9 protein-coding genes and 6 tRNA genes are annotated in these 12,756 nt (G+C 50.3%); 14 read left to right on the top strand and 1 reads right to left on the bottom strand.

All coding sequences use genetic code 11. The annotated features are described in order from the left end of the window. Window positions 1–18 precede the first annotated feature (18 nt). Window positions 19–996 (top strand): RNA polymerase sigma factor RpoS, encoded by a 978-nt coding sequence (gene rpoS, locus GMA8713_RS03295; protein ID WP_046303729.1) that lies wholly within the window; start codon window positions 19–21, stop codon window positions 994–996. Between the two features lie 87 nt (window positions 997–1,083). Here rpoS and mutS read toward each other — a convergent pair whose 3' ends face one another. After that, window positions 1,084–3,624, bottom strand: a complete 2,541-nt coding sequence (gene mutS, locus GMA8713_RS03290; protein ID WP_422615189.1) for a DNA mismatch repair protein MutS — start codon at window positions 3,622–3,624, stop codon at window positions 1,084–1,086. Between the two features lie 148 nt (window positions 3,625–3,772). Between mutS and pncC the strand changes: the two genes are divergently transcribed. The 13 genes from pncC (at window position 3,773) to oadA (ending at window position 12,746) form a co-directional block, all read left to right on the top strand. Then, window positions 3,773–4,270 (top strand): nicotinamide-nucleotide amidase, encoded by a 498-nt coding sequence (pncC, locus tag GMA8713_RS03285; RefSeq protein ID WP_062705673.1) that lies wholly within the window; start codon window positions 3,773–3,775, stop codon window positions 4,268–4,270. 113 nt (window positions 4,271–4,383) lie between these two features. After that, the gene (recA, locus tag GMA8713_RS03280; protein ID WP_002537588.1) at window positions 4,384–5,427 is read left to right on the top strand and encodes a recombinase RecA; all 1,044 of its coding nucleotides are present in this window, start codon (window positions 4,384–4,386) and stop codon (window positions 5,425–5,427) included. A gap of 23 nt (window positions 5,428–5,450) precedes the next feature. After that, window positions 5,451–5,876 (top strand): regulatory protein RecX, encoded by a 426-nt coding sequence (locus GMA8713_RS03275; protein WP_062705671.1) that lies wholly within the window; start codon window positions 5,451–5,453, stop codon window positions 5,874–5,876. Window positions 5,877–6,031: 155 nt separating this feature from the next. After that, window positions 6,032–8,614 (top strand): alanine--tRNA ligase, encoded by a 2,583-nt coding sequence (alaS, locus tag GMA8713_RS03270; RefSeq protein WP_062705670.1) that lies wholly within the window; start codon window positions 6,032–6,034, stop codon window positions 8,612–8,614. 481 nt (window positions 8,615–9,095) lie between these two features. Next, entirely contained in the window at window positions 9,096–9,293 is a 198-nt protein-coding gene (csrA, locus tag GMA8713_RS03265) for a carbon storage regulator CsrA (RefSeq protein WP_002537591.1), read from the top strand. Between the two features lie 277 nt (window positions 9,294–9,570). Next, a tRNA-Ser gene (locus GMA8713_RS03260) sits at window positions 9,571–9,663 on the top strand. Window positions 9,664–9,675: 12 nt separating this feature from the next. Next, window positions 9,676–9,752: transfer RNA gene (locus GMA8713_RS03255), tRNA-Arg, on the top strand. 48 nt (window positions 9,753–9,800) lie between these two features. Beyond that, a tRNA-Arg gene (locus GMA8713_RS03250) sits at window positions 9,801–9,877 on the top strand. 10 nt (window positions 9,878–9,887) lie between these two features. Beyond that, window positions 9,888–9,980, top strand: a tRNA-Ser gene (locus tag GMA8713_RS03245). A 16-nt stretch (window positions 9,981–9,996) separates the two neighbouring features. Next, window positions 9,997–10,073: transfer RNA gene (locus GMA8713_RS03240), tRNA-Arg, on the top strand. 98 nt (window positions 10,074–10,171) lie between these two features. Further along, window positions 10,172–10,248: transfer RNA gene (locus GMA8713_RS03235), tRNA-Arg, on the top strand. Between the two features lie 436 nt (window positions 10,249–10,684). Then, window positions 10,685–10,930 (top strand): oxaloacetate decarboxylase subunit gamma, encoded by a 246-nt coding sequence (locus GMA8713_RS03230; protein WP_062705668.1) that lies wholly within the window; start codon window positions 10,685–10,687, stop codon window positions 10,928–10,930. A 37-nt stretch (window positions 10,931–10,967) separates the two neighbouring features. After that, entirely contained in the window at window positions 10,968–12,746 is a 1,779-nt protein-coding gene (oadA, locus tag GMA8713_RS03225) for a sodium-extruding oxaloacetate decarboxylase subunit alpha (RefSeq protein ID WP_062705666.1), read from the top strand. Window positions 12,747–12,756 lie beyond the last annotated feature (10 nt).

Genomic DNA, 12,756 nt, shown 5'->3' with positions numbered 1-12,756 from the left:
GCCAAATTGGGAGGCGCTATGAGTCAGAATAATACTGCAAAGAAAGTTGACGACTTAATGGTTGAAGACGTTGACATGGAACAACTCGAAATCGAGTCTGAAGACGAAGTAGCTGAAGAGGTAGAAGAGTCCGTATCGTTTGCGGCGTCCTCGAAAGCTCTCGATGCAACGCAACTCTATCTAAGCGAAATAGGTTACTCTCCTCTGCTGACTGCGGAAGAAGAAGTACTTTATGCACGTCGTGCGCTTCGTGGCGACGAAGCTGCTCGCAAACGTATGATCGAAAGTAACCTCCGCTTGGTGGTTAAGATTTCCCGCCGTTACTCTAATCGTGGTCTTGCTCTTCTTGATTTGGTTGAAGAAGGTAACCTCGGTTTGATCCGTGCGGTTGAGAAGTTCGATCCTGAACGCGGTTTCCGCTTCTCTACTTACGCAACGTGGTGGATTCGTCAAACCATCGAGCGTGCCATCATGAACCAGACGCGTACTATCCGTCTGCCTATTCATGTGGTTAAAGAGCTTAACGTCTATCTGCGCACTGCCCGTGAACTGGCGCAAAAGCTGGATCATGAGCCAACAGCAGAAGACATCGCTCTGCAACTCGACAAACCAGTTGAAGATGTCAACCGCATGCTTCGCCTGAATGAGCGCATCAGTTCGGTAGATAATCCGATTGGTGGTGATTCAGAGAAAGCATTGCTGGACATCATTCCTGACGAGAAAGAAGGCGGTCCAGAGAACACCACGCAAGACGATGACATGAAAAAGTCTATCGTTCACTGGCTTCAGGAATTGAACCCTAAGCAGCGTGAAGTGCTGGCACGTCGTTTCGGCTTGCTGGGTCATGAAGCGTCAACGTTGGAAGATGTGGGTCGTGAAATTGGCCTCACACGTGAACGTGTTCGCCAAATCCAAGTTGAAGGCTTGCGTCGCTTACGTGACATGCTGACGCATCAGGGACTGAACATCGAGTCTCTGTTCAACACTGAGCACTGATAGCACCTTTTTATCAACACTTTGTGTGCTCAATAAAAAAGCCCCTTTTGGGGCTTTTCTGTTTTTACCGTCTGACGCTTCGATAAGTCAAAGCAGCGCTTTCAGTCGGTACAAGGCATCAAGTGCTTGTCTTGGCGTCAGGTTATCCGGATCGACATCAGCCAGCGCTTTTTCCACTTCACTAAGCTCTGGCAGCAGTGAAAGCTGGGCGGCGGCACTGCTGGTTGGTGTCGCTTGCTCACCTGTCACTACTTCGTGTCCGCTGGCTTCCAGCTGGCGAAGCTTGGTTTTCGCTCGTTGGATCACGGTTTTGGGTACACCTGCTAACCCTGCAACGGCAAGACCGTATGATTTACTCGCCGCGCCTTCTTGAACCGCGTGCATAAAGGCGATTTCATCGCCATGCTCTACGGCATCCAAATGCACGTTCACTAGCCCCGGCACCTGCCCGGACAATTCCGTCAGCTCAAAGTAATGGGTTGCAAACAGCGTCATCGCCTTGAGCTTTTCTGCCAGCCACTCTGCACTTGCCCATGCCAGTGAAAGACCATCATAGGTACTGGTACCGCGGCCAATCTCATCCATCAATACCAGGCTGTTTTCTGTGGCGTTATGAAGAATGTTTGCTGTCTCTGTCATTTCGACCATAAAGGTTGAGCGGCCAGAGGCCAGATCATCGGATGCACCGATACGCGTAAAGATACGGTCGACAGGACCCAGGGTGACGGATTCTGCCGGCACATAAGAGCCAATATGTGCCATCAGAGTGATCAGCGCAGTTTGACGCATGTAGGTCGATTTACCACCCATATTAGGACCCGTGATGATCAACATACGGCGGTCTGGATTGAGTGAGGTTGGGTTTGCGATAAAAGGTGCGTCCATCACTTGCTCAACCACAGGGTGGCGACCGCCAGCGATATCAATGCCACGTTGTTCAGTCAGCGTCGGGCGGCAGTAATTCAGTGACTCAGCACGTTCAGCCAGGTTAGCCAGTACATCGAGGGTGGAAAGCGCTTCAGCGGCGCGTTGCAGCTTCTCAAGATGTGGTAGCAGTTGGTCGAACAGCTCTTCCCAGAGCTTCTTCTCAAGTGCCAGTGCTTTTGACTTGGAATTGAGTACCTTGTCTTCGTGCTCTTTGAGCTCTGGGATAATGTAACGTTCAGCGTTTTTCAATGTTTGACGGCGCACGTAGTAAGGCGGCACCAGGTGACTTTGACCACGGCTGACCTGAATGTAGAAACCATGGACCTGATTGAATCCGACTTTCAACGTATCAATGTCGTGACGGTCGCGCTCACGTGCTTCCAGCTCCTCAAGATAGCGTGTGGCGCCATCAGCCAGATCGCGCCATTCATCAAGCTCAGCGTTATAGCCAGGGGCAATGACACCACCATCACGGATAACTACCGGTGGCGCTTCTACAATGGCGCGCTCTAGTAGCTCAGCAAGTTCCGGCATTGGGGCGCTGGCCTGTTTCAGCGGTGCAATCGCTTCATCCTGCACCTCATCAAGCAAGCTTTCGATTTCCGGCAATTGCTGCAATGCGCCGCGGAGTCTTGCCATATCACGAGGGCGTGCAGAGCGAATCGCCAGTCGCCCCAGAATACGTTCCATATCGCCAACTGGGCGAAGTGAGTTTGCCAGATCGACGTAGAGCCCTGTGTCTTTTAGAACCGTGATGGCATCCAGACGACGGTTCACAATCTTAAAATCACGCATCGGCTGATGAAGCCAGCGCTTCAGAAGGCGACTGCCCATCGGCGTAGTGGTTCTGTCGAGGACCGAGGCAACAGTGTTCTCCAACCCACCCGACAGATTTTGGGTCAGTTCCAGGTTGCGGCGTGTGGCGGCATCCAGAATCACGGATTGGTCTTTGTTTTCTTTCACCAAAGCGCGAATGTGGGGAAGGGCGGTGCGTTGCGTGTCTTTGACGTACTGCATCAAACAACCTGCAGCAGCAAGACCAAGTGAGCATTCTTCAACACCAAAACCGACCAAATCCCGGGTGCCGAATTGCTGGTTTAGCTGTTGTTTTGCTGTCTCTAAATCAAACTCCCAGATAGGGCGTCGGCGGCTGCCTTTGCACATGTCGGTCAGCGATGGAAATGCAAAATCTTCCGGATACAAAAGTTCGGCCGGGCGCGTGCGCTGCAATTCTGCCTGCATTTCTTCTTCTGTTGCGGGTTCACTCAGTAGGAAACGGCCAGAAGTGATATCCAGCGTGGCGTAACCAAAACGTTCACCTTGAGCGAAAATCGCCGCAATCAGGTTATCGACGCGCTCGCTTAACAGCGCCTCATCGGAAACGGTACCTGGTGTCACAATACGGACAACTTGACGCTCAACAGGTCCCTTGCTGGTGGCTGGATCGCCGATTTGTTCACAAATCGCAACCGATTCTCCGAGCTGAACCAGACGGGCGAGGTATCCTTCTACAGAATGGTACGGAACGCCTGCCATCGGAATCGGTTCACCGGCTGAGGCACCGCGTTTGGTCAGAGAGATATCAAGCAACTGGGATGCGCGTTTAGCATCGTCATAAAACAGCTCGTAGAAATCACCCATTCGGTAGAAAAGAAGTTCTTCGGGATGCTGCGCTTTGATTTTCAGAAATTGCTGCATCATCGGCGTGTGATTTGCTGTCGCTTGTACTGTCACTATCTGGCCTGCAAAATTACAAAGATAAGAGAAGGCAACAGGATACGTGAATCGCGATGAATGGGTAAAGTATCGATCTCGCGATGATGTAAAAACAAGGCCGTAAGAGGACATCATGGAGCAACTCGTTAAGCTGGCAACACAAATAGGCGAAAGACTGAAAGCGTCGAACCAAACGGTGACAACGGCAGAATCCTGCACAGGCGGCGGTATCTCCTATGTACTGACCGAGGTGGCAGGGAGCTCTGCGTGGTTTGAGCGTGCCTTTGTGACCTATAGCAATGACGCTAAGCGTGAATTGGTCGGTGTGGCAACAGATACGCTGGTGGATCACGGTGCTGTCAGTGAAGAGGTCGTAGCGGAAATGGCGGCAGGCGCGCTGAAAGAAGCGAATGCTGATTTTGCTCTTGCGGTTAGTGGTATTGCTGGTCCCACTGGTGGCAGCGAAGAAAAGCCTGTGGGCATGGTGTGTTTTGGCTGGGCAACCAGCAAAGGCACAGTCACAGAAACCTGTTTGTTCGATGGTGATAGGCATGAAATTCGCCGCAATACCATTGCGCATAGTCTGTGTCGCTTACTCTCTTATTTGGACAGCGAAAAACCGGAGCAGTGACACGAAAAGCGAAGAAAAATTTTATACAGGGCTAGACACTGTATAAATGGACAGTATACTTAGCATCAATTAAATAGTTATCTGAGCGATTATTGCTTCCGTTGGAGAATCAAATGGACGACAACAAACAGAAGGCGTTAGCCGCAGCCCTGGGACAGATCGAAAAACAATTCGGTAAAGGTTCGATCATGCGTCTGGGTGATGACCGCACGATGGATATTGAGACCGTTTCTACCGGCTCTCTGTCTCTGGATATCGCGCTGGGTGCAGGCGGTCTGCCATACGGCCGTATTGTTGAAATCTATGGTCCTGAGTCTTCAGGTAAAACCACTCTGACACTGCAAGTTATCGCTGAAGCACAAAAGCAAGGCAAAACCTGTGCGTTTATCGATGCGGAGCACGCACTTGACCCTGTATATGCACGCAAACTGCACGTCGACATCGACAACCTGCTGGTGTCCCAGCCAGACACTGGTGAGCAGGCGCTGGAAATTGCTGACGCACTGACGCGTTCAGGTGCAGTTGACGTTATCATCATTGACTCCGTGGCGGCACTGACGCCGAAAGCGGAAATTGAAGGTGAGATGGGTGACTCTCATATGGGTCTGCAGGCACGTATGCTTTCTCAGGCGATGCGTAAACTGACGGCGAACATCAAAAACAGCAACACCCTGATGATTTTCATCAACCAAATCCGTATGAAGATTGGTGTGATGTTCGGTAACCCAGAAACCACTACTGGTGGTAATGCACTGAAATTCTATGCTTCTGTTCGTCTTGATATCCGTCGTATCGGCTCTATCAAAGAAGGCGATGAAGTCGTGGGTAACGATACCCGCGTTAAAGTCGTGAAAAACAAGATTGCAGCACCGTTTAAACAAGCTGAATTCCAAATCATGTACGGCGAAGGCATCAACCTATACGGTGAGCTGATTGATCTGGGCGTGAAACACAAGCTGGTTGAGAAAGCTGGTGCATGGTACAGCTACAACGGCGATAAGATCGGTCAGGGTAAAGCAAACGCATGTCGATTCCTGAAAGAGAATCCAGAAATCGCGAAAGAATTGGATAAGACTCTGCGTGACATGCTGCTACAAACCGGCCAGCCGCAAGCAGAGAACAACGACGCTGAACTGCCTGAAGAGGAAGCGTTCTGAGTTTAACTGTAAAAGAATTGGCGGTGGGCATCCTGTCCCGCCGCGACCATTCTGAACTGGAGCTGCGTCAGAAACTGGCGCAGCGACAGTGCCCTCCTGAAGAAATCGATGACGCAATAGAACACTGCCTTTTCCACCATTGGCTGGATGATAAACGTTTTGCTGAAATGCTGCTTCTCCATGGGGCCTCGAAAGGTCATGGTTGGCAACGTATCTGCTTTGACGCTAAACGAAAGGGCATCAGCACGTCATTGCTGGAAACTGCGCAAGAAAATCAACAACATGATTGGTTCGAGTTGGCAAAAGATCTGGCCAAACGCCGTTTCGGTAATTACGACGGCACCTTACCGACGGTAGATTTCAAGCAACGCGCCAAATGGACCCGTTACCTGCAAAGTCGCGGTTTCAGCTTCGACCAAATCAGCTACGCCCTCTCGAAAGACGACTAAAACCCAGCGATTGCAGGCATAGTCTGCGATCTATCTTGTTTATGCCTCTTTTCGCAATTGGCCAGGTTGTTTACAATGACCGCCAATTGACTCTGATCACGTCGCCTGTTACGCGACGCAGTGATTACTACAACTCCAATTTTCAGGATTAGCCAATGTACATGAGCACCGACGAGATCCGCCGCGCGTTTCTCGAATTCTTTGAAAGCAAAGGGCACACTATCGTGCCTAGCTCATCGCTCGTGCCTGCCAACGACCCAACGCTGTTGTTCACAAACGCAGGTATGAACCAGTTTAAAGATTGCTTCCTAGGCCTAGAAAAACGTGCCTATACCCGAGCGACAACAGCGCAACGCTGTGTACGTGCCGGTGGTAAGCATAATGACCTGGAAAACGTAGGCTTCACTGCCCGTCACCACACTTTCTTCGAAATGCTGGGTAACTTCAGCTTCGGTGATTACTTCAAAGAAGATGCCATCGCCTTTGCGTGGGAATTCTTGACTGAAGTACTGCAACTGCCAAAAGACCGCCTGATGGTGACGGTTTACGAAACAGACGACGAAGCATTCGCGCTGTGGAACGAGAAGATCGGTATTCCAGCTGACCGTATCGTTCGTATTGGCGACAAGAAAGGCGGTAAGCCATACGAGTCAGATAACTTCTGGCAGATGGGTGACACAGGCCCTTGTGGTCCATGTACTGAAATCTTCTACGATCACGGTGATCACATTTGGGGTGGTCCTCCAGGTTCTCCAGAAGAGGACGGCGACCGCTTCATTGAAATTTGGAACAACGTATTCATGCAGTACAACCGTCATGCCGATGGCACGATGGAACCTCTGCCAAAGCCTTCTGTTGATACAGGTATGGGTATCGAACGTATTGCTGCGATCATGCAGGGTGTTCACTCAAACTATGAAATCGACATCTTCCAAACCCTGATCAAATCAGCAGCGGAAGTGATTGGCTACGAAGACCTGTCCAACCAGTCTCTACGTGTTGTGGCTGACCACATTCGTTCATGTGCATTCCTGATTGTTGATGGCGTCATGCCTTCTAACGAAGGTCGTGGCTACGTTCTGCGTCGTATTATTCGTCGCGCAGTTCGTCACGGTAACAAGCTGGGCGCAACAGGCTCTTACTTCTACAAGCTCGTAGGTCCTCTGGCTGAGATCATGGGTACCGCTGGTGAAGAACTGAAGAACCAGCAAGCAATGGTTGAGAAAGTGCTGAAGATTGAAGAAGAAAACTTCGGTCGCACACTGGATCGCGGCATGGCAATTCTGAATGACGCATTGGAAGCGCTGGATGGCAAAGTGCTGGACGGCGAAACTGTCTTCAAACTTTACGATACCTCCGGCTTCCCAGCTGACCTGACTAACGACATGGCACGTGAGCGTGGCTTCACCATCGATGAAGAAGGCTTTGAGTCAGCGATGGAAGAGCAGCGTCAACGCGCACGTGAAGCAGGCCAATTTGGTACTGACTACAACTCTGTGATTAAAGTTGAAGGTAACTCTGAGTTCACTGGTTACGGTGCGACCGAAGGCAAAGGCCTTATCACGGATATCTTTGTTGATGGTATGGCGTCTGAGACGCTGGCAACGGCAGACGAAGCTGTGATTATCATGGACCAAACGCCGTTCTATGCAGAATCAGGCGGCCAGTGCGGTGATGCAGGCTTCCTGATGACTGAAGCAGGCAAGTTCGAAGTTATCGACACGCAGAAATATGGCGCGGCTATTGGTCTTCGCGGTAAGTTGGTTGATGGCATGCTGAGCGTTGGCGACAACGTGGAAGCAAAAGTGAATGCAGAGCGTCGTCAGGCGATTGCGCTGAACCACTCAGCAACCCACTTGCTGCACGAGGCGCTGCGCATCGTATTGGGAGAGCACGTCCAACAGAAAGGTTCTTTGGTCCGTGCTGAAGGTCTGCGTTTTGACTTCTCTCACCTTGAAGCGGTGAAACCAGAAGAACTACGTACCGTTGAGAAATTGGTAAACGAACAAATTCGCCGTAACCACGACGTGTCTACTGAAATCATGGACATCGAATCGGCAAAAGCGAAAGGTGCAATGGCACTGTTCGGCGAGAAGTACGACGACAATGTTCGCGTACTGACCATGGGTGATTTCTCTATCGAACTTTGTGGCGGTACCCACGCTAATCGTACCGGTGATATCGGTATGCTCAAGATCGTTTCTGAAGGCGGTATCGCAGCAGGCGTGCGTCGTATCGAAGCGGTAACGGGTCAAGGAGCAGAAGATGCGTTCTATAGCCAGCAGCAAGAGTTTGCAAAGAAGGTGTCTGAATCTCAGAGCCGTGCGAAATCTCTGGAAAAAGAAATCCAGCTGCTGAAAGAAAAACTGGCGGCCCAGGAAAGTGCTAGCCTGATCAACAACGTACAGGATATTAACGGTGTCAAAGTACTGATCAGCAAGCTGGACGGCGCAGATAACAAAGCATTGCGTACCATGGTTGATGATTTGAAAAACCAAATGGGTAGTGGTGTGGTGTTCCTGGGTAATGTGTCTGACGACAAAGTGGGCCTGATTGCCGGTGTGACCAAAGATCTGACTGGCAAAGTGAAAGCGGGTGAACTGGTCAACATGGTTGCTCAGCAAGTCGGCGGAAAAGGCGGTGGTCGTCCTGATATGGCGCAGGCAGGTGGCTCTGATACAGCTGCACTGCCAGCGGCTTTGGAAACCGTTGCACCTTGGTTGACTGAGCGTCTATAAGCTTTGTATAAAGCAGCTAATTTAATGTAAAGAAGGGCTTCCTGTGGAAGCCTTTTTTCTTTCAATGAGTAAGATAAGTTTATTCTTTGCACTTTTTTTTTAACTCTGTATAGTGCATCGCCTTAATGCGGGTGTGGCTATGTTTTATTCGCCGCATCTGCCTGATTTTTGCCCGGTCGGATGAACTTTTCCGTCCTAGCAGTATCTGACAAGGTGATCTTCTGGGAACAGGGGTCACAATGTCTGGATTCGGTATGCGAAATCTCACTGGTTAACTGGAGTTAGCTAGAGAAATAAGCCATATTGAAAAGCCTGACGGGCACAGGATATCTGTAGTGGCCCGCAACGGATGCTCGCAAGGAAGGAAAGTAGTTGAAAGTCCATCTCGGAGCTTATGCTGCCGTGTAATTTACCTCGTGCAGTTAGAAGACCAAACAGACTCAACGAATAAGAAAGTTGTAAATACTCAAGGAGTAGAAGAATGCTGATTTTGACTCGTCGCGTAGGTGAAACGCTGATGATTGGTGATGAAGTGACTGTTACCGTGCTGGGTGTAAAAGGTAACCAGGTACGTATCGGTGTGAACGCGCCTAAAGAAGTGTCTGTTCACCGTGAAGAAATTTACATGCGTATACAAGCAGAGAAGGGCAACCCAGCGCCAACTGGCGGTAACTTCTAAGCACCGCGTATTTGAGTTTTCAGAAAGGCCGAACATAGACTCGGCCTTTTCTTTACCTAAACGCATTTAAACTGACCATCCAATGCCCCAGAATGACTGCCAGACTGTGGTTTTTTAAGGTGGTCAGGTTGTTCATTTAAAACACAATTGGTGGCGATTTTGCCTCGCTAAAGCGGCAAATGGCGGAGAAGTGTGCAAACACAACGAGATTGCTGATTTTTCCCGATAAAGTGTTTGACATATTCTTGGCTCAAAGTAATATGTGCCTCCGCAAGACGGTGAGGTGGCCGAGAGGCTGAAGGCGCTCCCCTGCTAAGGGAGTATACGGTTTGTAGCCGTATCGAGGGTTCGAATCCCTCCTTCACCGCCATTCTTGCAGTGCGCGACCGTAGCTCAGCTGGATAGAGTACCTGGCTACGAACCAGGCGGTCGGAGGTTCGAATCCTCCCGGTCGCGCCATTATTTTCGTTTTTTGGTCGTTTCCAGAAAACAAACCCGGATTGTTGTGCGCTCGTAGCTCAGCTGGATAGAGTACCTGGCTACGAACCAGGCGGTCGGAGGTTCGAATCCTCCCGAGCGCGCCATGATTTGTGCGGTGAGGTGGCCGAGAGGCTGAAGGCGCTCCCCTGCTAAGGGAGTATACGGTTTGTAGCCGTATCGAGGGTTCGAATCCCTCCTTCACCGCCATTTGTAAATTAGTTGCGCGTCCGTAGCTCAGCTGGATAGAGTACCTGGCTACGAACCAGGCGGTCGGAGGTTCGAATCCTCCCGGACGCGCCATCCTAATTTATCTCCCCCAAGGCAATTGCCTTTCCAAGGACGAAGCTCCGTTTCCGACGAAGCGCTGGCATCCGGATGATGCATGAAGTGTTTACTGCGCGCTCGTAGCTCAGCTGGATAGAGTACCTGGCTACGAACCAGGCGGTCGGAGGTTCGAATCCTCCCGGTCGCGCCATTTTACACTGCATTTATATTCTAAATTTCCGACTAATCTCTCATAGTCTCAAAAAGCTGACTTTTAGCTACAATCGCCCTTTTTACACTTTTATAGCCTTTTCAATGTCCTGCGCATATCAGCTAAGAAATACCCGCTTAATCCGCTGAAAAAACGGGTTTTTACCTGACGATTTTTCTGCAACAAAATGCATCAGATTTTGCATGTTACCCGTTAACAATGTAGTAACAATTGCGCGTATTTATTGCGTCAGAGGCCGAAAATGAAGCAAATGATAGGTATTACAGGATTGTCATTATTGCGTTTTGTTAGTATTTTGACCGACAACTTAACTGAGTGAGTAAATTCTCAACAAAATGTAAATCGTGTTTGTTGAGAAAAAGTCGTGCCGAATTTCCGGTGAACGGAATTCGGTAACCTGCAAGGAAGCAAACATATGGATTTGGGTAGTACTCTCCAGCACGCTGCCACGCTCATGCTAACAGGCATGGTGGTAGTTTTTATCTTTCTTACCATCTTGGTCGGTCTGGTCAAGTTGATGTCCCGCTTGGTCCCCGAAGAGCTGCCGCCTCAGGCAACCACCACGACCACTCCATCAAATAACAATAATGGTCAAGTGTCAGGGGAAACTATTGCTGCGATTTCTGCGGCAGTACATAAATACCGTAATCGCCAGCGTTAGCTGATGCGAAACATACAATTACAAGGAGTTTTGTCGTATGTCTAAGCCACTCGCTATTACAGACGTTGTCTTACGTGATGCGCACCAATCGCTGTTCGCGACCCGTATGCGTCTTGATGATATGTTACCGATTGCATCTGCGTTAGATGATGTCGGTTACTGGTCATTGGAAACCTGGGGCGGCGCAACGTTTGACGCCTGTATCCGTTTCTTGGGTGAAGACCCATGGGTTCGTTTGCGTGAGCTGAAAAAAGCGATGCCAAAAACCCCGATGCAAATGCTATTACGTGGCCAGAACCTTCTTGGTTACCGCCATTATGCAGATGACGTGGTAGAGAAATTCGTAGAGCGTGCCCACGCTAACGGTATGGACGTATTCCGTATCTTTGATGCGATGAACGATGTACGTAACTTTGAGAAAGCGGTGAAATCTGCCGTGAACGTTGGTGCACACGCCCAAGGTACCCTTTCTTACACTACCAGCCCTTACCACACTCTGGATACCTGGACTGATTTGGCGAAGCGTCTTGAGGATTTGGGCTGTCATTCTCTGTGTATTAAAGACATGTCTGGCCTGCTCAAGCCTTATGAGGCAGAAGAGCTGATTAAGCGCATCAAAGCTTCTTGTGATATCCCTCTTGCGCTGCACTGTCACGCTACGACTGGTCTTTCTACTGCTACTGCCGTTAAAGCGGTGGAAGCGGGCCTTGATGTGCTGGACACGGCCATTTCTTCGATGAGCCAAACCTACGGCCATACCCCAACCGAAACCGTTGTAGCTATGCTGGAAGGCACCGAGCGTGACACTGGGCTGCAACTCGAGAAAATTGAGCCAATTGCGGCTTACTTCCGCGAAGTACGTAAGAAGTACGCCAAGTTTGAAGGTCAGCTGAAAGGCGTTGATTCCCGAATCCTGATTGCTCAGGTTCCGGGTGGCATGCTGACTAACATGGAAGGCCAGCTTAAAGAGCAGGGCGCAGCCGATCGTTTGGATGAAGTACTGGAAGAGATCCCTCGCGTTCGTGAAGACTTGGGTTATATCCCACTGGTGACACCAACGTCTCAAATCGTTGGTACTCAGGCGGTCATCAACGTACTGACGGGTGAACGCTATAAGAGCATCACCAAAGAAACAGCTGGCGTGCTGAAAGGCGAATACGGCGCAGCACCTGCAGAAGTAAACAAAGAACTTCAGGCGCGTGTTCTTGATGGTGGTGAAGCCATCACTTGTCGTCCTGCTGATCTCATTGAACCAGAGCTTCACATTCTGACTGATGAGCTGATTGCTAAGTCGAAAGAGGAAGGTATCTTACTGGCAGAAGCACAGGTTGATGACGTTCTGACTTACTCTCTGTTCCCGCAGGTTGGTCTGAAATTCCTGAAAAACCGTGGCAATCCGGATGCCTTTGAGCCAGTGCCAGGTACTGAGCCTGAAGTCGCAGCGGCTCCAGCAGCACCTGCTTCTGCGGGTGGCACTGAAGCTTACAGTGTTCAGGTCAACGGTCAGGTTTACGATGTGCTCGTTGGTCCACAAGGCGAGCTGACATCTGTCACGCCTTCTGGTGCAGCGCCAACTGCAGCTCCTGCCCCAACAGCAGGTGCATCTGAAGCGGTTGCCGCTCCTCTGGCGGGTAACATTTTCAAAGTGGTTGCCAAACAAGGTCATCAGGTTCAGGAAGGCGATGTATTGCTTATCCTTGAAGCGATGAAGATGGAAACCGAAGTTCGCGCGACCCGGGCCGGTATCGTGCAAGATGTGATGGTGAAAGAAGGTGATTCTGTTACCGTTGGTTCACCGCTACTGAGCCTGGCGTAAGAGGAAAATC

Source organism: Grimontia marina, assembly GCF_900060185.1.
Taxonomy (GTDB): domain Bacteria; phylum Pseudomonadota; class Gammaproteobacteria; order Enterobacterales; family Vibrionaceae; genus Enterovibrio; species Enterovibrio marinus.
The sequence above is the reverse complement of the archived record's forward strand: the minus strand, read 5'-3'. Positions and strand labels throughout refer to the sequence as shown.